Source organism: Kribbella sp. NBC_01505 (assembly GCF_045040285.1).
Classification (GTDB): Bacteria; Actinomycetota; Actinomycetes; order Propionibacteriales; family Kribbellaceae; genus Kribbella.
In genome coordinates, this window is the sequence record NZ_CP109425.1 from 6,066,473 (window position 1) to 6,090,599 (window position 24,127).

At 68.6% G+C, this 24,127-nt stretch carries 20 protein-coding genes; 11 read left to right on the top strand and 9 right to left on the bottom strand.

Annotated features, from left to right (window positions below; genetic code table 11):
* Window positions 1–77 precede the first annotated feature (77 nt).
* From OG474_RS28665 to OG474_RS28685, 5 genes are all read left to right on the top strand, one after another.
* Window positions 78–1,274, top strand: a complete 1,197-nt coding sequence (locus OG474_RS28665) for an acetyl-CoA carboxylase biotin carboxylase subunit family protein (RefSeq protein WP_405056694.1) — start codon at window positions 78–80, stop codon at window positions 1,272–1,274.
* Window positions 1,271–2,902, top strand: a complete 1,632-nt coding sequence (locus OG474_RS28670) for an IucA/IucC family protein (RefSeq protein WP_405056695.1) — start codon at window positions 1,271–1,273, stop codon at window positions 2,900–2,902. The genes OG474_RS28665 and OG474_RS28670 overlap by 4 nt, the downstream gene beginning before the upstream one ends.
* Complete coding sequence (locus tag OG474_RS28675) at window positions 2,899–5,820, top strand: MFS transporter (protein WP_405056696.1); 2,922 nt, start codon at window positions 2,899–2,901, stop codon at window positions 5,818–5,820. Before OG474_RS28670 ends, OG474_RS28675 begins: the two co-directional genes overlap by 4 nt.
* Window positions 5,817–6,989 carry a type III PLP-dependent enzyme gene (locus tag OG474_RS28680; protein ID WP_405056697.1) on the top strand — a complete coding sequence of 391 codons (1,173 nt, stop codon included), beginning with the start codon at window positions 5,817–5,819 and terminating at the stop codon, window positions 6,987–6,989. Before OG474_RS28675 ends, OG474_RS28680 begins: the two co-directional genes overlap by 4 nt.
* 90 nt (window positions 6,990–7,079) lie before the next feature.
* Complete coding sequence (locus tag OG474_RS28685; protein WP_405056698.1) at window positions 7,080–9,755, top strand: YfhO family protein; 2,676 nt, start codon at window positions 7,080–7,082, stop codon at window positions 9,753–9,755.
* On the opposite strand, the gene OG474_RS28690 is transcribed toward OG474_RS28685, so the two are convergent.
* Together OG474_RS28690 and OG474_RS28695 are read right to left on the bottom strand one after the other, a co-directional pair.
* The gene (locus OG474_RS28690) at window positions 9,640–10,359 is read right to left on the bottom strand and encodes a DUF998 domain-containing protein (RefSeq protein ID WP_405056699.1); all 720 of its coding nucleotides are present in this window, start codon (window positions 10,357–10,359) and stop codon (window positions 9,640–9,642) included. The two genes, OG474_RS28685 and OG474_RS28690, sit on opposite strands and share 116 nt — an antisense overlap.
* Before the next feature lie 58 nt (window positions 10,360–10,417).
* The gene (locus OG474_RS28695) at window positions 10,418–10,852 is read right to left on the bottom strand and encodes an Rrf2 family transcriptional regulator (RefSeq protein ID WP_405056700.1); all 435 of its coding nucleotides are present in this window, start codon (window positions 10,850–10,852) and stop codon (window positions 10,418–10,420) included.
* Window positions 10,853–10,948: 96 nt separating this feature from the next.
* On the opposite strand from OG474_RS28695, the gene OG474_RS28700 reads away from it, so the two are divergent.
* A complete protein-coding gene (locus OG474_RS28700) occupies window positions 10,949–11,701 on the top strand; it encodes an SDR family NAD(P)-dependent oxidoreductase (RefSeq protein ID WP_405056701.1) in 753 nt (250 codons plus the stop codon).
* Window positions 11,702–12,478: 777 nt separating this feature from the next.
* On the opposite strand, the gene OG474_RS28705 is transcribed toward OG474_RS28700, so the two are convergent.
* Both OG474_RS28705 and OG474_RS28710 read right to left on the bottom strand, forming a co-directional pair.
* Complete coding sequence (locus OG474_RS28705) at window positions 12,479–12,814, bottom strand: hypothetical protein (protein ID WP_405056702.1); 336 nt, start codon at window positions 12,812–12,814, stop codon at window positions 12,479–12,481.
* A 707-nt stretch (window positions 12,815–13,521) separates the two neighbouring features.
* Entirely contained in the window at window positions 13,522–14,415 is an 894-nt protein-coding gene (locus tag OG474_RS28710; RefSeq protein WP_405056703.1) for an alpha/beta hydrolase, read from the bottom strand.
* A gap of 128 nt (window positions 14,416–14,543) precedes the next feature.
* Here OG474_RS28710 and OG474_RS28715 point away from each other — a divergent pair, with 128 nt between their 5' ends.
* Window positions 14,544–15,368 (top strand): helix-turn-helix domain-containing protein, encoded by an 825-nt coding sequence (locus tag OG474_RS28715; RefSeq protein WP_405056704.1) that lies wholly within the window; start codon window positions 14,544–14,546, stop codon window positions 15,366–15,368.
* Here the strand turns inward: OG474_RS28715 and OG474_RS28720 are convergent.
* The gene (locus OG474_RS28720; protein ID WP_405056705.1) at window positions 15,340–16,542 is read right to left on the bottom strand and encodes an MFS transporter; all 1,203 of its coding nucleotides are present in this window, start codon (window positions 16,540–16,542) and stop codon (window positions 15,340–15,342) included. The genes OG474_RS28715 and OG474_RS28720 overlap by 29 nt on opposite strands.
* Window positions 16,543–16,676: 134 nt before the next feature.
* Complete coding sequence (locus OG474_RS28725; protein ID WP_405056706.1) at window positions 16,677–17,108, bottom strand: hypothetical protein; 432 nt, start codon at window positions 17,106–17,108, stop codon at window positions 16,677–16,679.
* Between the two features lie 114 nt (window positions 17,109–17,222).
* On the opposite strand from OG474_RS28725, the gene OG474_RS28730 reads away from it, so the two are divergent.
* The 3 genes from OG474_RS28730 (at window position 17,223) to OG474_RS28740 (ending at window position 20,123) form a co-directional block, all read left to right on the top strand.
* A complete protein-coding gene (locus OG474_RS28730; protein WP_405056707.1) occupies window positions 17,223–17,900 on the top strand; it encodes a winged helix-turn-helix domain-containing protein in 678 nt (225 codons plus the stop codon).
* Between the two features lie 679 nt (window positions 17,901–18,579).
* Complete coding sequence (locus OG474_RS28735; protein ID WP_405064625.1) at window positions 18,580–19,377, top strand: sensor histidine kinase; 798 nt, start codon at window positions 18,580–18,582, stop codon at window positions 19,375–19,377.
* An 8-nt stretch (window positions 19,378–19,385) separates the two neighbouring features.
* Window positions 19,386–20,123, top strand: a complete 738-nt coding sequence (locus OG474_RS28740; RefSeq protein ID WP_405056708.1) for a peptide deformylase — start codon at window positions 19,386–19,388, stop codon at window positions 20,121–20,123.
* Here OG474_RS28740 and OG474_RS28745 read toward each other — a convergent pair.
* The 3 genes from OG474_RS28745 to OG474_RS28755 all read right to left on the bottom strand — a co-directional run bounded on the left by OG474_RS28745 (window position 20,120) and on the right by OG474_RS28755 (window position 22,511).
* Window positions 20,120–20,671, bottom strand: coding sequence for a TetR family transcriptional regulator (locus tag OG474_RS28745; protein ID WP_405056709.1), 552 nt, complete (start codon window positions 20,669–20,671; stop codon window positions 20,120–20,122). The two genes, OG474_RS28740 and OG474_RS28745, sit on opposite strands and share 4 nt — an antisense overlap.
* Window positions 20,672–20,717: 46 nt before the next feature.
* Window positions 20,718–21,407 (bottom strand): SDR family oxidoreductase, encoded by a 690-nt coding sequence (locus tag OG474_RS28750; protein WP_405064626.1) that lies wholly within the window; start codon window positions 21,405–21,407, stop codon window positions 20,718–20,720.
* Between the two features lie 78 nt (window positions 21,408–21,485).
* Window positions 21,486–22,511 carry a hypothetical protein gene (locus tag OG474_RS28755; protein WP_405056710.1) on the bottom strand — a complete coding sequence of 342 codons (1,026 nt, stop codon included), beginning with the start codon at window positions 22,509–22,511 and terminating at the stop codon, window positions 21,486–21,488.
* Between the two features lie 198 nt (window positions 22,512–22,709).
* Here OG474_RS28755 and OG474_RS28760 point away from each other — a divergent pair, with 198 nt between their 5' ends.
* Window positions 22,710–24,053, top strand: coding sequence for an FAD-dependent oxidoreductase (locus OG474_RS28760; protein ID WP_405056711.1), 1,344 nt, complete (start codon window positions 22,710–22,712; stop codon window positions 24,051–24,053).
* Window positions 24,054–24,127 lie beyond the last annotated feature (74 nt).

Sequence of the window (24,127 nt, forward strand, 5' to 3'; positions counted from 1 at the left end):
CCAGCTCTGGATTGACTAAGGGTAGGCTTACCGAAGAAGATCGAGTCACTCGCCCAGTTCAGGAGGACTCGTTCGGTATGCGGCTGTATCTGCTCGCTCTCAATCCGACCGATTCCGTCACCGAAGGTTTTCTGCCGGCGGCCGCGCGGCTCGGGCTCGACGTGACCGTGCTGACCGACTCGGTCGACGCGCATCGCCAGGCGTACAAGGACTTTCCGCAGCCACCGGAGATCCGTGAGTGCGCGGTCCGGGACTTCCGTGAGGTGATCGGCGAAATCTCCCGGCACCACACGCCCGATGGGATCTTCAGCAACAGCGATCACCTGCAGACGCAGACCGCGCTCGCGGCCCAGTACTTGGGGCTTCCGGGCAAGGACTGGCAGACGACGTACCGGGCCAAGAACAAGGCGGAGGCTCGGCGCTGGTTGAGTGCGGCCGGGCTCGACAGGGTCTGGGCGGCTGAGCTGGCTCCGGGGCAGGATCCGGCGACGCTGATCGACATTCCGTTCCCGTGCGTGGTCAAGCCGCGTGAGGGGGTGGCGAGTGAGGATGTCGCGCTGGTCGAGGATCTGGCCGGTCTGACTCAGTTCGCCGCCGAGGTGCAGGAGCGCCGGTCCGGTGCGGTGCTGCTGGTCGAGGAGTTCCTGGCCGGTGACCTGCGCACGCTCGAGACGCTTGGCGACGGCACGACCCGGCAGGTGATCGGCGGCTTCCGTACGGCGATCTCCGAGCCGCCGGCCTTCATCGAGCTGTCGCTGGAGTTCGTCAAGCATCCGCAGTCAATCACTGATCAGGTGCTGGCCCAGATCGAGGCCCTCGGGATCGGGTTCGGCGCCTGCCACACCGAGTTCGTCGTACAGGCGGACGGCCGGGCTCGGCTGATCGAAGTCAACTACCGCTCGATCGGTGATCGGCTGGACCTCGCGCTGGTGGAGATCCTCGGGATTCCGTACTTCGAGCACGTGCTGCGGGTGTACCTCGGGGAGCCGCTTCCGACTGATCTCGGCGCGCGGACCGACCTGACGTCGTACAGCTTCTACATCTGTGCCGACCGGGCCGGGACGCTGACCGCGGCGCCGGAGCCGTTCGACCGGACGGTTGACGGCATCGCGCTGTCCTACCGGACCTTCCGCGAGGTCGGCGACACGCATGAGTACCACCGGACGAACCGCGACTACCTCGGCGTGATCCAGGGCATCGGCCCGGACCAGGCGGCGCTGCAGCGGATCGCGGTGGAGTTCGTCGCGGAGAGCGTCTGGACGATCGAGCCGTGAGCGCAGCTACAACGTTGACCTTGCGTGTTCTCTCCACTCTGATCCGTGAGGATGTGCTCGGACTGCGCACCCGCAGCACGCTCGTCGAGCGGGCCGACGGGCCGTGGCTCGAGCTGGCGCTCGGCGGCCGCGTGCTCGCGCTGCCGGTCGGTGTGGACGGCTTCCAGGCTGAGTACGGCGCGCGCCGGCCGCTGCTCGCGGTCGACGGGACGGAGCTGACCGCCCTCGACGACATCCTCGCCGTACTGCGGGATCTCGCTGATGCCGAGGATCGCGGGGGCTACGACACGTTCGCGGATGAGTGCCGGCAGACGCTGGTCACGATGGAGCTGCACGACGAGGTCCAGGCCGAGGTGCTGGCCGGACTCGCCCAGCGGTACGGCGCGGATCCGACCGGCTGGACGGGCCTCAGCAGCTCGCTCGCGTTCGACACGCTGGCGGCCTTTCTGGATCATCCCGTCTATCCGACCGCGCGGGGGCGGATCGGGTTCACGTCCGACCAGGTGCGCGCTTATACCCCTGAGTTCCACCCGACCTTCCAGCTCCGCTGGGTCGCCGTACCGGGGCCGGCCAAGGCCGACTGGCCGGAGTGGTGGCCGACGACCGCCGATATCGGCCTGCCCGAGCTCACCGATCACACGGTCCTGCCGGTGCATCCGCTGACGGAGGTGACCGAGGGTGTCCTCGGCCCGATCCCGTACCTCGACGTCGTACCGACGCTGTCGACCCGGACCGTCGCCGTCGTCCAGGACCCGCGCTTCCACCTGAAGTTGCCGATAGCAACAGCAACTCTGGGCGCCCGCAACCGGCGGACGATCAAGGCCGGGGTGCTCGTCGACGGCGCGGCGGGGGAGCGGCTGATGCACGAGGTGATCGCGCAGGAACCGCGTTACGCAACAACGATCCTGAACGCGGACGAGCAGACCTACTACGAGAGCGGCCACGAACTGTTCGCAGTCCTGCTGCGCCGCTACCCGGACGGTCTCGACAACGTACTGACCGTTCCGCTGGCCGCCTTCGCTGCAAAGGCTCCGAGTGGCCGGCGGGTCGTCGAGCACCTCGCCGACCGCTTCTACAACGGCAAGATCCTCGACCTGTACGACGAGTTCGTCACGCTGCTGCTGGACTGGCAGACCACCTTGTTCGGCTACGGGATCGCGCTCGAATCCCATCAGCAGAACACCTCGGTGCTCTTCGACCGCGTGGACGGGCGGACCCGGATCCGGCTGCTCTACAAGGACAACGACGGTCTCCGCATCAACCGTCAGCGGTGTGCGGACAGCGGGGAGTTCACCGACCCGCGAATGTTCAGCGACGACGATCGCGCCCTCACCGACCTCTTCACCACCATCACCGGCCACCTCTGTACGGCGTCGCTGGCCTTCGCGCTCGCCGACACCATCCCGCTGGCCGACTCGCTAGGCATTCTGCGCACCCGCTTGACCGAGGCCATTGACCAGCTCGGCCCGGTCGGCGCCGCGCTGCGAGCCGACCTGCTGGACGCGGACCGGCTGCCGGTCAAGGCGATGGTCACCGCGGGGACCCTGCTGAGCAAACAGCGCTCCGGCGCGGCCGACATCAACAAGCACTACACAACCGGCCCGAACTATCTGCGGCTCGCGCGGTGACCGTCCTCGCCACAGCACCCCCGGTCACCCAGCAACGACCGCGTCTCAGCCGGGCGCACGTTCCCGCCATCGCGGGCTGCTACTTCGTCGCCTCATTCGCGGCCCTCGGACTCCCGCCGTACCTGACCGAGATCCTGCCGTCCCTCGGCGATCCGACCGGCCGCCTGGCCGGCCTCCTGTACGTCGTTCCGACCGTCTTCAGCGCGATCGGGGCACCGTTCTGGGGGCGGCTCGCCGATCGCTACGGCCGGAAGCGGCTGCTCCTTCGGGCGCAGCTCGGCCTGTCGATCGCGTTCCTGGCGGCCGGCCTCGCGAACAGCCTGCCGGCTTTCACGCTCGCACTCGTCCTGCAGGGCTTCCTCGGTGGAACGTTTGCCGCGAGCAACGGTTATCTCGCCGCGGCGCTGACCGGCGACCGGCTGTCCAAGGCGCTCACGCTGATGCAGGGCAGTGCCCGCGCCGCGCTGGTGGTCGCACCGATCCTGGTCGGCTCACTCAGTCCGTGGGTCTCGCCGCATCGGCAGTACCTGATCATGGCCGTGCTGCCGCTGGCGGCCGCCGTACTGCTGGTGCTGCTGCCCGAACCCGATCACTCGATCGTCGAGGTGCACGAGGTACAACCGGCCCAACCACCGCCGCCGGTACGGACATTGCGACTGCTGTACTTCTTCGAGTTCAGTTTCGTGTTCGCCACGATCATCTCGTTCCCGTACCTGATCGCGCTGATCGAGAAGCGCATGCCTGATACCTCAGGCGCAGTTGCCGGGGTCCTGTTCGCGTTGCCACACTTGTGTTATCTCGTGTTGGCCAGCGCCACCCATAAAGGGCTCTGTCACAAACGTTTCCTTCAGCACTCGCGCGGTGGGCTCGCCGCCGGGTTCGGCTTCGTCGCCCTCGGTCTGGCGGCGCACGCAGTGGTCCGGACCCTGCCTGGTTTCGTCGTCGCGCGAGTACTGCTCGGTATCGGGTTGACGCTCGGTCTGGTGTGTCTGTCGATTCTGGCCGCGGACGCGGCGAGAGGGCGCGCACCCGGCCGGATGTTCGGTACCGTCGAATTCTTCTCCAAGGGCGGAGCGGTCGCCGCCGGCGCCGTCGCCGCTGTCTCGAACAGTGTGTTCGGCGCAGCCGCACCGGTGCTGATCGGCACCGCCGCCGCCTTGGTCACAGCCGTTTCCGCCACGTTGCTCATTCGTCCCCGTACGACTTCGGAGTCACATATGTCTGTCATGCAGTCCCTTCCCCCGGCTGCGACCGCTGTACCGCGTGCCGACCATGTGGTCGCGCACACCCTGCTCAACTGCCTGCTGCGCGAGCTCTCCGCTCCGGAGCACCAGAGCGCTGTCGACGACGGCTGGCTGCTGCTCCGATTGCCGCGCGCGGGCGTGCTCCTGCGCGTCGAGCTCCGCCGTACGGCGTTGATCGGAGCACACCGGTTCCGCGGCCCGGTGTTCGCGGAGCATGGCGCGTTCTGGTCCGAGCTGACCTGGCGTGAGCTGGCCGACCTGGTACGGCGTGAGCTCGCGCTGCGCAGCGGCTTCGAGAACGAGGAGTTCCTGCCGCAGATCGAGTCGAGCCACGAGGGTGTCACCCGTGGACTGAACCGGACCCGGCCTGCCGGTCCGGACCGTTTCCTCGAGTCCGAGCAGGCGATGCTGTTCGGGCACCGCTTCCACCCCGCACCGAAGGCCCGGACCGAGAACCGTGACGACTGGGCGGCGTACGGGCCGGAGTCGCGAGCAGCGTTCCAGCTGCGCCACCTCGCCGTGCGTGCGGAGCTGCTCGCCGAGGAGAGCCTCGACCCGGAGATCACTGCGCTGCTCGACGGCCTCGGTGCGGTTCCTGAGGGCTATCGGCTGCTGCCCGCACACCCGTGGCAGTTCTCGATGCTGCGGGTCAACCCGGTGTACCAGGCGGCGGTCGAGCGTGGCGACGTGATCGACCTCGGTGTCAGCGGGGTGCCGTTCACGCCGACGTCCTCGGTGCGCACGCTGGCCGGTCCGGATGCGTTCCTCAAGTTCAGCCTGAACATCCGGATCACCAACTGCCTGCGCAAGAACGCGGCGTACGAGATGACCGGTGCGGTGGCGCTCACCCGTTTGCTCGCGCCGATCCTGTCCGACCTGGCGACGCGCTTCCCCGACGCCGCCGTACTGCGGGAGCCCGCGTTCCGGACGCTTGCTCTGCCGGGTGCGGACGGGACTCCGGATCTGTCGGTGTACGAGGGCTTCGGGCTGATCGTGCGGACCGGGCTGAACGACGTACTGCGTTCTGGGGTGACGCCGTTGATGGCGGCTGCGGTTGCTGATGAGTACGCGACCAGCTCGGCGCACATCTCGCTGCTGCTGGAGGGCGCTGACGACGCAGAGATCATGTCCTGGTGGGCGGCGTACCTGCGACTGCTCGTTCCGCCGGTGCTGGCGGCCTACCTCGACCATGGCGTCGTGCTGGAGCCGCATCTGCAGAACGTGCTGATCGGTGTCGACGCGAACAACCAGCCGGTGCAGGTGCTGTTCCGCGACCTGGAAGGCACCAAGCTCGTCGACGAGCTGCACACCGAGACCCTGGCGGGCCTGCCCGCGGATGTCGCCGGTCCGATGACGTACGACGCGCAGCGCGGCTGGGACCGAGTTGTGTACTGCCTGCTCGTCAATCACGTCTCTGACCTGCTCGGTGCGGTCGCTGACCTGAGCCCGGAGCTTGAGGGGCGCCTGTGGGGCGAGGTGCGGACTGTGATCGAGGAGCACGCCGAGGCGAATGGCTGCCCGCCGCTGCTCGCCGCTCTGCTGGCCGGCGTACCGCTGCCTGCCAAGACCAACATGCTGACGCGTTGGGGCCGGCTGCCGGACCGGAGTGCCGGTTACGTGCGGCTGCCGTCGCCGCTTGCGGAGTCGGTGCTCGCGGCAGCGGCAGAGCGGTGACTGTTCGCGAGTTCGCTGCCGGTCTGCCGGCTGACGCACTGCCTGCCTACGTGTACGACCTGGGCGCGCTGCGTGCCCACGCTGCGGCGGTCCGGGCTGCACTGCCCGAGGCGGTCGAGCTGTACTACGCGGCCAAGGCGAATCCGGAGGCCGCCGTACTGGAGGCGCTGCGGGACGCTGTCGACGGCTATGAGGTGTCCAGTGCGGGCGAGTTGGCACACGTGCGTCAGGTGGCGCCCGGTGCGCCGCTCGCCTTCGGAGGACCGGGCAAGACCCCGGCCGAGATCGCTGCGGCGGTCGAGGCCGGGGTGCACCGCTGGCACGTGGAGAGCGTGCAGGAGCTCTATCAACTGGCGGCCGCACTAGGTCCTGAGCAGCATGTCGACGTGCTGCTGCGGGTCAACGTGCCGGTGGTCGAGGGCTCATTGCAGTCGGTCGCGCTGGCGATGGGTGGGCGGCCGAGCCCGTTCGGGCTGGATCCGTCGGCGGTGCCGAGTGCGTTGGTGTTGCTGGCCGGCCCGATCGGCCGGCAGCTCCGGCTGCGCGGGATCCACGCGCACCTCGGCAGCGGACTGAGTGCGGCCGAGCACCTCGCGGTGGCCGAGCAGATCGTGAACTGGTCGGCCGCGTTGGCTGCGCGGCACGGGCTGCGGTTCGACGAGGTGAACGTCGGTGGCGGGATGGCGGTCGACTACGCCGACCCGACGGCACGGTTCGATTGGGCAGAGTTCGGCGACGGTTTGGGCAAGCTGCTCGATCGCCGACCGGAGCTGCGGCTTCGGATCGAGCCGGGACGCGCGATGACGGCGTACTGCGGGTTCTATGCGACTGAGGTGCTGGACGTGAAGACCAGCCAGGGCGAGGCATTCGCCGTGGTCCGGGGCGGTACGCATCACCTGCGGACACCTGCGACGAAGGGGCATGACCAGCCGTTCGTCGTCGTACCGGTGGCGGAGTGGCCGTATTCTTGGCCGCGACCTTCGGCGACCGGATCCATCTCGTTGACGGGTCAGCTGTGTACGCCGAAAGACCTGCTGGCACAGGGAATTCCGGTCGCCGAGGTGCGGGCCGGGGACCGGGTGATCTTCGCGATGGCGGGGGCGTATGCGTGGAACATCTCGCACCATGCTTTCCTGATGCATCCACACCCGCGGTTCTACTTCGTCTGACCACGTGCTTGTGTAGGGCAACTTTCCTCGCTCGCGCAGCCGCTCGGACCAGGTCGGCGCAGCGGGGTCACGAGCGAGGGACGAAGACTGATGGCGGCAGCCCAGGGCCGAGGGCGCGAGTGGTTGGCAGTACCGGCGGCGGCGCTCGCCGCCGCGCTCGCTTACATCGCCGGCGGGATCATCCGCGGCAGCTATCCGTACGGACCGAAACCGCGCAACATCCTCGATCTCGGCCAGCAGTTCATCCCGATGCACGCCCATCTGCGCGACCTGATGACCGGGGCCGCGCCGGGCGACTTCTTCTTCAACTGGTCCAGCGGGTACGGCGTTCCCTACCTGGGCGACTTCATGGCCTACAACGGGGCCGGGCTGTCGTGGATCGTGCTGCTGTTCCCGCGGGACAAGATCGACCTCGCGCTGTACGTGATCGCGGTGATCGCGATCGCGGCGGCCGCGGCCGCGATGACGGCGTACCTGCGGAAGCTTCGTCCGAGTGGCCCGGTCTGGATGGCCGGGCTCGCCGGGGTCTCGTACGCCACCTGCGGGTGGGCGCTCGACGACGGCGGCTACATGACCGGCTGGCTCTACGGCCTGATCGCGTTCCCGGTGATCTGCCTGCTCTGTGAGTGGATCTGGCGATCGCGCTCGCTGCCGTCGATGATCGTCTCGCCGTTCGTGATCGCCCTCTTCTGGTACTCGCACTTCTACACCGTCTACATGGCCAGCCTCGGCGCGGCGATCGTCGTGATCGCGCGGGTCCTGAGCGATCCCGACGGTGGCGACTGGCGGCGCCGGATGGGCGGCGCGGTGCGCTCGTTGCTCGCGGTCGTGATCGGGATCGCGCTCGCCGCGCCGCTGCTGGTGCCGACCTTCAGAGCGGTCGGCTACGCGCGGCCGAGCCCGGACGAGATCTTCCATCCGATCGGCTGGCTGTACTTCTTCGGCCGCCTGCTGCCGGGCAGTGAGGGCGTCGGGAAGACGCCCGGCCTGGCCATCGGCACCCTGATGCTGCTGCTCGCGCTGAGCTTCCCCTTCAACTGGAAGATCGCACTGCGGGAGCGGATCGTCTGGTCGGTCGCCCTGCTGCTGGCGCTCGTCAGCATGCAGATCAGGATCACCCACGAGATCTGGCACGGCTTCGACTCGCCGAACGGCAACCCGTTCCGGCAGGCCTTCGTGATCGCCGGGCTGATGGTGATCGCCGGCTGGATGTCGGTGTCCGCGGGGATCCAGCGGGTGTCGACCGTCGCCGTACCGGCGGTTTTCCTCGCGGCGTTGTATGCCCTCGCGTGGAACAACTGGACCTCGACCGCGGTCACGGTGGTCGCCGTACCGGTGGTGGCGTTGGTGGTGATTCTCGCGTGGTTCTTCACCCGGCGGAAGCCGACGAAGACGGTACTGCGGATCGCCGCCGGCGTGATCATCGCCGCGGTGCTCGTCGAGTCGGGCGCGTCGGCGTACGCGATCGAGGCGCAGCGGGGCAAGAAGTTCTACATCGGACATTCCTGGTCCACTCAGCAGGAGACCGCCCGGACGCTGGTGCTGGGGGCCAACGACTGGCCGCGGCAGCGGGTGTCGCCGGGGGCGTTCACGACCATCAACGATCCGATGCTGATCGGCGGTGAGGGGTCGGAGTACTACAGCTCGACGATTCCGGACGAGCTCTCCCAGGAGCTGATCAACCTCGGTTTCGGGTACTCGGCGTTCGGCCGGTCCTTCGTCGACCCGGTGAACCCGGTGGTCGACTCCGTCTTCGCGATGGGCGGGCGGGTGACGCTCGACTCCAAGGGCAAGCTGCAGCTGACGCGCAGCCAGGTCGGACCGTTCGTCTCGGTCCGCCCGTTACACCCGTGGGTCTCGGGGCTGAGTGGGGCGTTCGGTCTGCAGGAGACCGCGCTCGGAGCGTCGGTCTACGAGACGCCGAAGCTGCGCGCGTACGTCGCCAAGGGCTCCGCCGTGACGGTCAGCGACAGGCGACCGGGTGCGCTGGTGATCGCCGAGCCGCCGGATCTGAAGCGGGCGGGCGAGTTCCGATTGACTGCCCGGTGCCAGCCTGGCTCCGAGGTCTATCTGGACGGGCCCGAGTTCGTCGGTGATGTGCTCGTCGATGGACGGACCTGGACGATCAGCCTCACCCAGGGGCCGAAGGTGCCGGGGATCTTCCGCGGTGCACCGGTACGCCGGGTCAGCACAGCAGGGCCCAGTGGCGTGGTCGATGTGACGCTGCGGGTGCGTGAGACGACCGTGCTGCCGGACCGTGCGATCGGATGCCTGGACCGAGGCAAGCTCGACGCTGCGGTCGCCACGCTTCGGCAGAGCCAGCCGACCGAGACCCATGTCGGCGGTCACAGCATCGACGTCAAGCTCAAGCCGCAGACTCGCGGACTGGTCGTGATGAGCACTGTCCGGTCGCCGGGCTGGCGCTGCCAGGTCGACAACGGAGCCTTCCGCAAGCCCACCCAGATGGCCGGCCTGATGGCGATGCCGGTGGGCCGGACTGCCAGTTCGGTGTCGTGCGTCTACCACCCGGCCGGGCTGCGCCTCGGGCTGCTGGTCGGGGCTGGTGGACTCGGCCTGCTGCTGGTCGTGGTCGGCGTACTGGAGTTTCTTCGACGTCGTCGGCTTCGACTCGAGGCTCGGCCGATCCTCGTCAGCGGGATCGACCCACCGGCTGAAGAGACTCCGATCGCGTCAGGGCCTGCTTCAGACCAGGCGCCACCGTCGCCATCATCAGACAAACCAGCACCACCGACACCCGCTGGATGATCCCGGGCTGATGGGCGTCATCGCCCTTCAGGTCCTGGAGGCCGATCGCGATGACCAGCCAGATCTGAGTGACCAGGGTCGCACCGGCCATGGCGGCGGCGATCAGGCTCCGCCGTCCGCCCAGGCCTGTGCGTCGAAGAATGAGGAGCACGCAGACCGCCATCGAGACGCATCCGACTCCGGCGACGGTCGAGAACGTGGCATGGAGGAGTAACGCGAAGCCGGCCCGGCCACCGTTCTCCGACTCCAGGCAGGCCCGGCTCAACGAAGGCGCGCAGTCCAGTGGCAGGAAGACGGTGAACATCGTCCCGATACCCAGGAGCGCGGCGCTGATCAGAAGTGCCGCGACCTGGCGGTGGATCCGAGCGGCCGAGCGTGCGAGCACGGCCGCCACAACCAGCAGGATCCCGGAGGTCAGATCCATCCCCCGCGCGTACAGACTGGTGGGTTGGTCCAGCGCCCCGAGGTCACTGAGCATCGAGTTGCGCAGACTGATCGGGAAACCCGCCGCCAGTTCCAGCAGCAGACTGCAGTAGAGCACGCCCGCCGCGATCATCAGGCCCTGGACCAACCGGTATCGGATCTGGGCCGACTCGTCCACCATGACAAAAGAGTCGCACATGCGAGAGCCGGCGCCCGGCTGATCGATCCCGGGGCGTCGGCTAGCGGGGGACTGCCAAGACCGCTGTGAGGACGTCCTCGAGCGTCGTCTTGCTCAGCTCGGTGCGGACAGTGCACTCGATGCCGGCGTAGACGTCCTGCAGGGCGGGCTGGATGCCGTGGCCGATCACGCATCCCTCGTCGGGGGTGGCGCGGTGCAGGGCGAACAGCGGGCCAGGCTCGATCGCGTCGTACACGTCGAGCAAGGTCATCTTGGTGAGGTCGCGGGTGAGTGACCAGCCGGCGCCGACGCCGCGGCGGGCCTCGACGAGGCCGGCTTCGCGGAGCTCACCGAGCAGGCGGCGGATCACGACCGGGTTCGTGTTCGCGCTGCTGGCGATCTGCTCAGAGGTCGCGACTTCGTGGCCCTGGCGCTGGTAGAGACCGATCCAGGCCAGCGTGTGGGCCGCGATGGTCAGTCTGCTGTTGGCGCTCATCACTGCTCCTTGTCGTCGTAACTAAGTATGTTACCTTGGGTTTGAAGTAACCATGATTGTTACGACAGAATTTTGCTTACGACAGAGGAGCTGGCTATGAGTAAGGCGTTGGCGGGCAAGGTCGCACTGGTCACCGGAGGATCCCGCGGGCTGGGTGCCTCGACGGTCCGGTTGCTGGCCGGGCAGGGCGCGGATGTCGCGTTCACCTATGTGAGTTCCGCGGACCAGGCAGGAGCCGTGGTCGACGAGGTGCAGGCGCTCGGGGCGAAGGCGGTCGCGTTCCAGGTCGACCACGCCGACACCAGTCAGGCGCCGGTCCTCATCGACCAGGTGGTCGCGGCGTACGGCGGGCTCGACATCCTGGTCAACAACGCGGCGATCTCCGTCGAGCAAGGTCGCACGGTCGACGACCCGGACGTGGACACCGCGGCCCTCGACCGGATGCACGCGATCAACTACCTCGGCGTGATCGCCGTCATCCGCGCCGCGGCCAAGGTGCTCCGCGACAACGGCCGGATCATCACCATCAGCTCCGGCCTCGGCACCCGCGTCGGCGTTCCCGGCCTGGCCGACTACTCCGCGACCAAGTCCGGAATCGAGCGCTACACGCTCGGCGTCGCCCGCGACCTAGGCCCCCGCGGCATCACCGCCAACGTCGTCGAAGCCGGCCTGATGGAGAGCGGTATGGCCCCCGACCCCGAGGTCCTCAAGATCCTGCTCTCCGGCCTCTCCATCCAACGCGTCGGCCACCCCGACGAGATCGCCGCCGCGATCGCCTTCCTGGCCGGCCCCACCGCCAGCTACGTCACCGGCGCCGTCCTGGACGCCCACGGCGGCTACAACGCCTGACCCCACCACCGCCTCCCTCACCCCCAATCGCCTCCCTCACCCCCAATCGCCTCCCCCGCACCCAAAGTCGCCCCTCCCGCCCAAAGTCGTCCCGCGCGCCCAAAGGTGCGCCGGCTGCTCTTTGGGCGCATGCCTCAACTTTGTGCACCCACCAGTCGTTTCCGAGGCCCGCGGATGGTTGGTGGGTTCCCAAAGTCGCCGTTCGTGCCCAAAGGTGGCCCGACTGTCCAAGGGTGGGTCGGCTGCTTAGGGGTGGGTGGGCTGCTCTTTGGGCGCGTGGCTCGACTTTGTGCACCGGCCAGTCGTTTCTGGGGCTCGCGGATGGTTGGTGGGTTCCCAAAGTCGCCGTTCGTGCCCAAGGGTGGGCTGGCTGCTCAAGGGTGGGTCGGCTGCTTTGGGGTGGGTGGGCTGCTCTTTGGGTGCGTGGCTCGGCTTTGTGCACCGGCCAGTCGTTTCCGGGGCTCGCGGATGGTTGGTGGGTTCCCAAAGTCGCCGTTCGTGCCCAAAGGTGGGCCGGCTGCCCAAAGGTGGGCCGACTGTCCAAGGGTGGGTCGGCTGCTTAGGGGTGGGTGGGCTGTTCTTTGGGTGCGTGGCTCGACTTTGTGCACCGGCCAGTCGTTTCTGGGGCTCGCGGATGGTTGGTGGGTTCTCAAAGTCGCCGTTCGTGCCCAAGGGTGGCCCGGCTGCTTAGGGGTGGGTGGGCTGCTCTTTGGGCGTGTGGCTCGGCTTTGTGCACCGGCCAGTTGTTTCCGGGGCTCGCGGATGGTTGGTGGGGGCTCAAGGTTGGTGAGGTTGGGTGGGGCGGGCGGTTCGGTAGGCGAGTAGGGCTAGGGGGAGTTGGGTGGCTGCGTAGATGAGGTGGAACGAGTAGTGGTTGAAGGTCTGGTCGGGGTCGAAGGGGAGGAAGGGTAGGGGGAGGACGCTTAGGATGCCGCCGCCGATGGCGTTCAGGACTGCCCAGCCGAACAGCGGCCAGGCGGACCAGCGCAGTACGCCGATCAGGGCGACGTACACGAGTGAGGGGTAGAGGGTCTCCGGGCTGAGCAAGGTCTGCCCGGGAAGGTCCGCCACGTTGTGCAGCACGAACCCCAACCACGCCACCGCAATCGCCAACCCCAACACGGCAACCCCCTCGCCTCGGCCCCTCAATCTACGATTCGTCCACCCACCCCACCAGGTCCATTAGGCCCACCCACCCTGCCCCTTCGGCGCCCCCAACTCCCTGGATATCCCCTCGTCCGAGGGGTTGCCCATCGAACCTCCCAGTGGGCAACCCCCTATCCCAGTGGGCAACCCCCCGCCCGACTGGGGCAACCTCCCGCCCGACTGGGGCAGCCCCCCGTCTGACTGGGGCAACCTCCCGTCCGACTGGGCAGCCCCCCGTCTGGCTGGGGCAACCTCCCGTCCGGCTGGGGCAACCTCCCGTCCGACTGGGCAGCCCCCCGTCTGGCTGGGGCAACCTCCCGTCCGGCTGGGGCAACCTCCCGTCCGACTGGGCAGCCCCCCGTCTGGCTGGGGCAACCTCCCGTCCGACTTGGGGCAACCTCCCGTCTGGCTGGGGCAACCCCCTGTCGCGGTGGTTCGCCCTTCGCATGGGGGGTTGCCCATCGGGAATTCCAGTGGGCAACCCCTCGGATCGGTGGATATCCCTTGAAGTGGGGGGTGCCTCGGGACAGGGGAGGGCGGGATTGGGGGCGGCCGACGGGGTCGCGGGAGGAGGGTACGGACGGACGGGTAGTGGTGCGGTTTGACCGCGTTGCGAGAGCGGGCCTGAGCCTGCGGGTGCTGCAGGACGGGGAGTACTACCCGTTCGTCGGTACTCAGACCGTGGTGCGGAAGAAGGTGGACAGCTTGGCCACGGTGGGTTCGACGTACTGGAGCTTGTCGTAGAGATCGACGTGGCTCGCGCCCTCGACCCAGTGGAACTCCTTCGGGCCGACCACCCGCTGGAACGCCTCGACGCTCATCCACGCCGTCACCGCGCGGGTGCCGGCGACCATCAGCACCGGTCGGGAACCGATCAGCGGTACGGCGGCCAACGCGTCGAAGGTGGCCATCCGGTCGATGCTGATCCAGGGGAACGTCTGCGCGGATCGCGGGTGTTCGGCCCGTGGGGTTCGGTAGTAGTCGAAGCCTTCGGCGCCGTGCTCGCCACCGAGCGCACGAGCCTGTTCGATGGTGTCCGGGAAGAGGACGAGGTCCTCCGAGCCGCCGCCGCGGGCTGCCGCGGCTTGGTCGAGAAGGCCCTGGAAGGCGGCCGGGTCCTGGGTCCCGTCGGCGCCGTACCGGAACACGCGGGTGATGTCGGTGCCGCTGACAGTGGCGAGCCGCTGAATGCGGTGATCCGTCGCGGTAGCGGCCAAGGCGTAGCCGCCGGATGCACAGATGCCCAGGGCATTGATCTGGCCGGTGTCCACGAAGTCCTGGGTGGTCAGGTACGAGACTGCGGCTTTGAGGTCCTCGGTCCGCTGGGCCGGATCCTCGAGACCACGCGGCTTGCCGCCGCTCTCGCCTTGGTAGGCCGCGTCGAAGGCCAAGGTCACGTACCCGGCCTCGGACAGCAGCCGGGCATAGAGTCCGGCGGCCTGTTCCTTGACGCCGCTTCCTGGGTGCCCGACGACGATCGCCGGGTGCGGTCCCTCGGCGTTCGGCCGGTACAGATGGCCTGCGAGGGTGATGCCGTTGCTGTCGAAGCTCACATCGAGCTTGCTCATCGAGCGTCTCCGTTCTGAGGTGATATCCCTACGCTCGCTCGGGGCCACCTTGGTCAAAAGCCGCAGGTTCGTTCCTGGGAAGGATCCTTCCCTCCCACACACCCTGGTCCGGGGAACAGAATGGGGCCATGAGCACCGACGACCTCGGCACCTTCCTGACCGCGCGGCGGGCTGCCCTCCGCCCGCAGGACGTCGGCCTGCCGCCGACTCCGCATCGCAAGGTCGACGGCCTGCGCCGCGAGGAGGTCGCGCAGCTGGCCGCGATCAGCGTCGACTACTACACCCGCCTGGAGCAGGGCCGCGTCCAGGCCTCCGCCGCGGTCCTCGCCACGCTGGCCCGTGCGCTGCGGCTCGACGAGGATCAGCAGACCTACCTGTACGCCGTCGCCGGGAAGAACGACGCCCGCCCGCGGCGCCGCCGTCCGGTGCAGAAGGTCCGCCCCGCGATGATGCGGCTGCTCAGCCAGCTCACCGAGACGCCGGCTGTTGTTCTGGGCAAGCGTCTCGACATCCTGGCCTGGAACTCCGCGGCCGTTGCCCTGTACGCCGACTTCGGCCGACTGCCAGTTGCTCGACGCAACTACATCCGGCTGCTGTTCGACCATCCCGCGATCCGTGGACTGCATGCGGAGTGGCAACACGATGCGCGCGAGGCTGTCGCCGCACTGCGGATGGAGGCTGTCGCCGACCCGGGCGACCCCGAGCTCGCGCAACTCGTCGGCGACCTGTCGGTCCAGGACGCGGACTTCCGCACCTGGTGGGCCGAACACCACGTCAGCACCGGCAACTACGGCACCAAGCACTACGACCATCCGACGGTCGGCCGGCTGACCCTCGACTGCGATCTCTGGACCAGCCCCGATGGCCCGGCGCAGCGCCTGATGGTCCTCACCGCGGCCGTGGGTAGTCCGTCGTACGACGCCCTCAGGGCTTTGGTCGGGTCCGCATGCTGAGGATGACGAAGCCGACGACGGCGATGGTGGTGAGGGCGGCGGGGACGAAGAAGACTTGGGGGAGGCCGATCGCGGCGACGCCGATGCCGCCGATCGCGCCGCCGATGGCGGAGCCGACCGGGATGGCGCCGAGGAAGACGCCGGACGCCGTGCCGACGCCTTCGGGGTAGAGGTCCTGGGCGATCGAGACGCCGATCGCGGCGACGCAGGCCCAGAGACCGGCGGTCAGGATCTGGCCGAGGAAGAGCATGCCGACGCCGGTGCTGGTGGCGAAGGCGAGGTTGCCGGACAGGCCGAGTACGACGCCGCCCGTCATCACCGGCAGTCCACCGAACCGGTCGGCGAGCCGGGCGACCACGGGGAGTAGGAGCAGCTCGACCAGGGGCTGGATGCCGATGACCGCGCCGCGGACCCCGTCGGACAGGTGGAGTTCGTCGGCCATGTAGATCGGGAGGTAGCCGAACTTGATCGTGTCGCCGGTCATCGCGAGGACGCAGACCGCGGTGAACGCCAGCAGCGGCAGCATGTGGGTGATCTCGCGCTTACCCGGCGCCCGGACCGTCGCGCTCACGGCCTGGTAGCGCTCGATGCGCTGGCGACCGAACGGGATGATCTGCGCGAAGACACAGATCGCGGTCGCGACGAGCAGCGAGCGGAGGCCGAACTGGCCGCCGTACCAGCTGCCGAGGACCGGGCCGAGGATCCAGCCGACCGTGAAGCCCATCCGGACGGTGGCGACGACCCGGTTGTCGGCCCGGGTCGGGTTGCGGGTGAGCTCGTCGCGGCAGGCGGCGAAGAGCTGGGCCATCGAGCCGCCGCCGATGCTGAGCACCACGACACTGATCACGAAGGGCTGCCAGACCGCGTTCGTGGACGCCATCGCGAGCCAGCCGGCGGTGCCGACGAGGGCGCAGATCCGGAGCAGGCGGAGGCGGTCGTGGCTGCGGTCGGAGAGCCGGCCGAGCAGATACCCGGCGATCGGGGCGGCGAGGTTGGTGACGTAGTAGAGCCCGGCCACGGGCAGCGGCGTACCGAGGTCGCGGACCAGGAAGAGCGTGAGCTGGGGAGTCGCGGCCGACATGCCGATGCCGGCGATCAGCAACGACAGGAACGCCGCGCGGTAGAAACGGGACCGGGCGACGATGCGCAGTGCAGACTCGGGCCGGTCGAACACAGGGCAAACGTTATCCGCTCCGGCCGCTGGGCGCGGCGGCGTCTCGCCGTACGAGCCATTCACGAGCCCTTACGAGCCGGCCGAAGGGGCTCGGCCGGCTCGCGGGAGGGGGGATCTTCAGGTACGGCGGGCGGTCAGTTGTCGTCGTGGTCGTCGTGACCCGAGCGGTCGCCACCGTGGTCGTCGTTGCGGTCGTCGGCGCTGTCGTTGCCACTGTCATCCGAGTGGTTGTCGGCGCGGTTCGACAGGAGCTTGCCGTTGGCGTCGTAGCTCAGCTCACGCCACCCGGCCGTGCCGTGCACGTCCAGCTCCCACTTGTTGTCGTCCCAGTCGACATCGGTCACGACACCACCGGGGACGTCCTTCACAGCCTGCTCGGCCGCCTTCGCGGCGGTCAGCGATCCGGTCGGTACGCCGGTGGAGCTGCCCGCCGACGGGTTCGCGCTCGACGGGCCGGCGGTCGGGCTGGTGGCCGGCTTGTCGTCGGACTGGACGGCGTACGCGGTGGCGACGCCTCCGGTGGCGATGACGGCGGCGGCGGTCAGGGTCAGTGCGAGGCGCTTCATCAGGCAACCTTTCGATCGGGGAACTCCTTGACGACCACCACAGTGCCGACCCTGCCTGAAGCGGTCCTGAAGCAACCTGAAGCGGGCTTCAGGTGGGTCTGTCAGGCTGTGGGCATGCGGTTGCTGATCGTCGAGGACGAGAAACGGCTGGCCAATTCGCTCGCGAAAGGGCTGGTCGCCGAGGGATTCGTGGTGGACGTCGCGTACGACGGACTCACCGGGCTCGACCGTGCCCTGAGCGGTGAGTACGACCTGATCCTGCTCGACATCATGCTGCCCGGCCGCAACGGCTACCGGGTCTGCGCCGACCTGCGCGCGGCCGGTGACGAGACGCCGGTGCTGATGCTGACCGCGAAGGACGGCGAGTACGACGAGGCCGAGGGACTCGACACCGGCGCCGACGACTACCTGACCAAACCCTTCTCGTACGTCGTCCTGCTGGCTCGGATCCGCGCGCTCCTGCGCCGCCGGACCCGCGGTGCGGCGCCGGTGATCGAGCTCGGCGACCTGCGGGTCGAGCCGGCCGCGCACCGGGTGTTCCGCGGTTCGGACGAGATCGAGCTGACCGCGAAGGAGTACGCCGTACTGGAGCATCTCGCCACGAACGCGGGTCAGGTGGTGTCGAAGACGCAGATCCTCGACCACGTCTGGGACGCGGCGTACGACGGTGATCCGAACATCATCGAGGTCTACGTCAGCGCGCTGCGCCGCAAGCTGGACGCACCGTTCGGCCGCAAGGCGATCACCACCGTGCGCGGGTCGGGCTACCGGCTGGCGCGGGACGGCGGCTGACATGCGCGGCTCGCTCCGGACCCGCACGACGGTCGCCGCCACGGCGGTGGTCGCGGTGGCCCTGGTCATCGCCGGCCTCGCCGTCGTCCTCCTGCTGCGCGCGAACCTCGCCAGCCAGGCTCAGCTTCAGGCCGAGGTCACCGCCCAACAGTTGGCGAGCCAGTTGGCCGGCGGTACGCCGATCGCCAAGCTCGACCTGGATGACGAGCGGCCGGTCATCATCACCGATGCCAACGGCAAGAGGCTCGCCGCGAGCGAGAAGCTGGAAGAGATCAACGGCCTGCTGCTGGCGTGGAGTTCGCCCGCTCCGAAACCGGCAACCACACCGAAACCGACGCCGACGCCGACGTCAACACCTACCGATGATGACGGTGATGACGACGACAGCGGCCGCGGGCGCGGGGGAGACGATCCGGATGATGACGAGACGCCTGCGCCGCAGCCCGGGCGGGTCGCTGACGGGGACGCCGAGTACTCGACCGGTACGGCGACGATCGACCGGCGGAGCGCGGCGTACCGGTTCGCTACGCTGAAGGTGACCTTGCCGGCGGGTGGTGGTGAGGTGAAGGTGATGGCCGGCGCGGAGCTCGCCACGGCCCGGGACGCGGTCTCGACGGTGAGCCGGTCGATGCTGATCGGTCTGCCGTTGCTGCTCGCGGTCGTTGCCTTGGTCACCTGGATGGTGACGCGTCGCGCGCTGGCGCCGGTCGAGGCGATCCGCTCCGAGCTCGCCGGCATCACCGCTGCCCGCGACCTGCGCCGACGCGTCCCCGTGCCCGAGTCCCACGACGAGGTCGCCCGCCTCGCCCGGACGACGAACGACACGTTGACCGCCTTGGAGGCCTCGGTCGCCCAGCAACGCGGTTTCGTCGCGGACGCGTCGCACGAGCTCCGCAGCCCGATCGCCTCGCTGCGGACCCAGCTCGAAGTCGCTGCCGCCCACCCCGAGCTGCTCGAGCTCGACGAGCTGATCGCCGACACCGTCCGCCTTCAGCATCTGGCGGCAGACCTGCTGCTGCTCGCCCGCCTCGACGCCGGCGACCATCCCGACCCGGAACGCATCCACGTCTCCGATCTGGTTCGCGACGCCATCGACGGCCGCCGCGCCACGATGGTCCTCGACGCCGAACCGGTTGTCCTAGGCAACAAAAACCGGCTGACCCGGATTCTCGGCAACCTGCTGGACAACGCCGAACGCCATACCGGCCGGCAGGTTCGGGTCGTCGTCAGCTCGACCGGAGGTGAGGCGGTCATCCAGGTGCAGGACGACGGCCCCGGCGTACCGGAGGGCGACCGGGACCGGATCTTCGAGCGCTTCGTCCGCCTCGACGACGCGCGCAGCCGCGACGAAGGCGGTGCCGGTCTCGGCCTCGCCATCGCCCGCGACCTGGCGCAGGCGCACGGAGGCACCCTGACCGCCCGTACGTCCCCACTCGGTGGTGCCTCCTTCGACCTGCACCTCCCGCTCGCCACATAATGGTGCGTATGGCATTGACCCGGCGTACCTTGCTCACCGGTGCCGCGGCCTTGCCGTTGGCCGGTTCTGTCCAGACAGCCTCAGGAGTTGGCAACCACCCGATGAACGATGCGCGCGCCGTGAAGGACCAGATCGAAGAGCTCGTCGAGAAGTACGGCGACGGTGGTGTGGCGCCGATCGTGTCGCTCGGGGACGCCGTCCTGCGCAACGTCGCGGAGCCGTTCGACGGGCAGGTGGACGACAATGTGCTGGCCGACTTCATCGCGCTGATGCAGCGCACGAACCGCGCGGCTCCCGGTGTCGGCCTGGCGGCTCCGCAGATCGGCGTACCGGTGCAGATCGCCGTGCTGGAGGATCCGGCCACGGTCGCGCCCGAGATCGCCGAAGCACGGCACCGCTACAAGCTGGAGTTCTTCGCCGCGATCAACCCGACCTACCGCTCGGCCGGACACCGGCGGGTCGGTTTCTTCGAGGGCTGCCTGAGCATGCCCGGCTACACGGCCGTGGTGAACCGCTACTTCGCCGTCGACGCCAAGTACGTCGACCCGGCCGGCGAGACCCACCGCAAGACCTTCGAGGGCTGGCAGGCGCGCATCGTCCAGCACGAGACCGACCACCTGCGCGGCACGGTCTACGTGGACAAACTCGAGACCCGCTCGCTCTGCACGATCGAGAACTACAGCGCCAACTGGGCCGACCCCGTTCCCACCCGAGCCGCCAAGGCTCTCGGGTTCCACCTCGACTAGGTCAGCTCGTCGAGGACTGTCGCGAGGATCTCTTCCGACAGCGCGGTCTGGCCGGCCGCCCGGGCGAGCGTGACCGCCCCGACCAGCGTGGCCAGATCGAGCACGGCCTTGCGCCGGGCTTCGGCGGAGTCGGTCGACTCCTCCATCCCGGCGAAGGCGCCGAGCGTCTTCTCCAGACCTTCCCCGTACGCCGTGCGCAGCGGACTCCCGATGTCGGCCTGAGCCGCGTCGGGAGCCAGCGCCGTACACGCGCAGCCGTTGCCCGGATCATCGCGGTGCGCGACGGACAGGTAGTCCTGCACGACCTCGTCCCGGTTCATCGGGGCCATCCGGACCAGCACCTCGTCGAAGGCCTCGCCGGCGGCGATACCCATCAGCTCGTCCTTCGACGCGAAGTGCTTGTAGAACCCGCCGTGGGTGAGCCCGGCGGCCGACATCACGTCCTGCACGCTGATCCCCGCGCTGCCGCGCTCGCGCAACAGCCGCGAAGTCGCGTGCACGACCTCTTCCCGGTGCTGTGCCGCATCGGCTCGTGATGCCCGACCCATCTGGCCCTCCTCTGCTACCGGCCGCTGCCGACCGGCCTCGAACCTACTACTGGAAGATGCTGCTCCTGGTTTCGCGGGTGAAGTCGTCGGCGAGGATCTCGTCCGCACCGGCGGCGACACCGTCGAGGGCCTGCTTGGCGACGCCGGCCGGGTCGGTCTTCTGGTCCGGCTCGACGTAGTCGGCCATGTCGGTGTCCATGTACCCGACGTGCAGCGAGCTGACCGCGATACCGCGCGGAGCCAGCTCGGCGCGCACCGCGTTGGTCATCGCCCACGCAGCCGCCTTCGCGGTGCTGTAGGCGGCGTACGCCTCGAGGTGGTGAACCCACGACAGCACCGAGCCGACGTTCAGCACACCACCGCCGCCGTTCGCCTCGATCACCGGCGCGAACGCGCGGACGAGCCGCAGCGGGCCGACCAGGTGGGTGTCGAGCTCCAGCTGGATGTTGTCCCAGTCGCCGCTCACCAGCGCGGTGTGCGTGGACACCCCGGCGTTGTTGATCAGCAGGGTCGCGTCACTCGCGACCCGCGCCGCCTCCAGGACCGACTCCGGATCCGTCACGTCGAGCTTCAGCGGTACGACGCCCGGCAGGTCGACCGTCTCGGGTCGCCGCGCCGCGCCGTACACCTTGGCTCCACGCGCCACCAGCTGTGTCGCCAGCTCCCGCCCGAGCCCCCGGTTGCTTCCGGTCACCACTGCTACCGCGCCACTGAGTTCCATGCCGATGTCCTCCATCACGAATTTAAGATGATGGCCATAATCTATCAGAGCCGAAAAAGTGCCCCGAGGGGGTGACCTCGGGGCACTCGGGTGTCAGCAGGCGAAGACGACCGGCACCGTCTCGCCGGTGGCGACGCTGTAGCCGGCGGCGGTGTACTGGCTGCCGCGCTCGAAGATGTGCTGCAGGAGGGTGCCTTCCGGGAACGTGATCTTGGCGCCGTCGCTGCGGATGATCATCGACGGGTAATCGCCGAAGGGTCCGAAGGCGCCGGCGGTGACGGCGTCGATCGAGGTGTTCAGGTCGATCACGCCCTCCTCCAGTTGCTGGATCCGCGAGCTCTGGTCGTTCCACAGCAGACCGGTGACGTCTTCGCCGTCGGTCTCACCGCCGCCGATCCAGTTGCCTTCGATGTCGCGCGCCCAGACGGACTCCTGGTGGACGCCGGAGAGCTTGATCGGCTGCTGGTTCCAGGACTCCCAGACGTAGCTGGTGTAGTCGCTGGTGTCGGAGGCGGCGACCCGTGCGATGACCCGGCCCTGGTCGGAGAGGTCGTCGACGTACTGGGTGTCGGACTGGGACGGCACCGGGAGCAGGCGCGGCTGGCCGCCGGCCGGCCAGATGAACGGGATGCGGTGTTCGAACGCCTTGTCCCAGGCGACCCCGGTGATGTCGTGGCGCTTGTTCATGCGGGTCAGGTACGAGATCCGGACGTCGCTGGTGTTCTTCAGGATCTGGTACGAGTCGGACTGGATCGAGTAGATCCAGTACTGCTCGCCGTCGTCGACGTACGTGGAGCCCTGGACGAAGCCGCCCTCGACCACGGAGGTCGCGGACGATTCGCTGCCGTTCGGCAGGCCGAGCCAGCGTGGTTCGCCGTCGACCCAGAGCACCGGCCAACCGTGCATGCTGCCCGGCCGGTTGGCCGCGCCGAGGATGTAGCGGCCGGACGGATCGGCGGTGGTGGCCTGGCTGGAGCCGGGCAGGGAGTCGTCGGGAAGTTTGAGGACAATCTTGTTGGTGCAGGTCGTCGTCGGACCGGTGGTCGCGGCCTGCGCGGTGGGAGCGGCGGTGGCGATGAGGGCGGCGGCCGTCGCGACGGCGGCCAGATGGCGGATCATGTGGTGGTAGTCCCCCAGACAGTGAGCGGATGTCTGGTGGCAGAGTTTCATCTCACAGGGTCCGGCGGACAGTCTTTTGCAGCTATGTGCAATGCTGCTCCTGAGCTTGTGAATTCAGTCTCAAGGTTCGATACGCGTCAAGGATCCGCCAGAACGTTCGTTAAAGTTAGGATTACCTAACTCATTGGAGCGTTTGTTGTGAAGGATCTCCGCATCGCCGTCATCGGTGCCGGACCAGCCGGTATCTACGCCGCCGACATCGTGACCAAGGAGCACCCCACCGCCCAGGTGGACCTGATCGAGCGGCTCCCCGCGCCGTTCGGCCTGGTCCGGTACGGCGTCGCGCCGGACCATCCGCGGATCAAAGAGATCATCAAGGCCCTGCACCGGGTGCTGAAGCACGAGCGGATCCGGTTCATCGGCAACGTCACCTACGGCGTCGACCTGAAGCTGGACGACCTGCGGCGGCACTACGACGCGGTCATCTTCGCGACCGGTGCGATCACCGACCGGCCGCTGGACATCCCCGGTGTCGACCTGCCCGGCAACTACGGTGCCGCGGACTTCGTCAGCTGGTACGCCGGACATCCCGACGTACCGCGGGAATGGCCGCTCGAGGCGCGTGAGGTCGCCGTACTGGGTGCTGGGAACGTGGCGCTCGACATCGCGCGGATGCTGGCCAAGCCGGCCGACGAGCAGCTCGTCACCGAGATCGCCGACAATGTGTACCAGGGCCTGAAGCTCAACCAGGCAACGGATATCCACGTCTTCGCGCGGCGCGGCCCGGCGCAGATCAAGTTCACGCCGATGGAGCTGCGCGAGCTGTCGCACTCACCGTCGGTCGAGGTCATCGTGCACCCCGAGGGCTTCGAGATCGATGAGGCCAGCCAGGCCGCGATCAGTTCCAGCAAGAGCACGCGACTCGTCGTCGACACACTCCTGAAGCACCTCGAGGCAGAGCCGACCGGCAAGGCGCACCGCATCCACATCCACCTCTGCCACGCGCCGGTCGAGGTGCTCGGCACCGATCGCGTCGAGGCGCTGCGCACCGAGAAGACGCAACTCCAGGGCGACGGGACCGCTCGCGGCACGGGTGAGTACGTCGATACGCCGGTGCAGGCCGTCTACCGCGCCGTCGGGTACCTGTCGTCGCACCTGCCGGAGCTTCCGTTCGACCACCAGGCCGGCGTCATCACCAACGATCGCGGTCGCGTTCTGGACCTGGACGGCGTACCGCTGGAGGGCATGTACGTCACCGGCTGGATCAAGCGCGGCCCGATCGGTCTGATCGGTCACACCAAGTCGGACGCGGCCGAGACGATCGTCAGTCTGCTCGCCGACCTCGACACCCTGCCGCGGCCCGAGGTCTCCGACCCGGACGCGATCCTCGAGCACCTGCGGGCGAACGGCGCGACCGTCATCGACCACGACGCGTGGTCCCGCCTCGACGCCCACGAGATCGCCCTCGGCGAGCCGCACGGCCGCGAGCGGATCAAGGTCGTCCCCCGCGAGGACATGCTCCGCGCCGCGCTCGAAGGCTAGCGGGGTAGTTGCGGGCAACTCTCCTGTGCGTTCGGGCACGCTTGCGATTCCGGGCCAGGTAGGAGAGTTGCCCA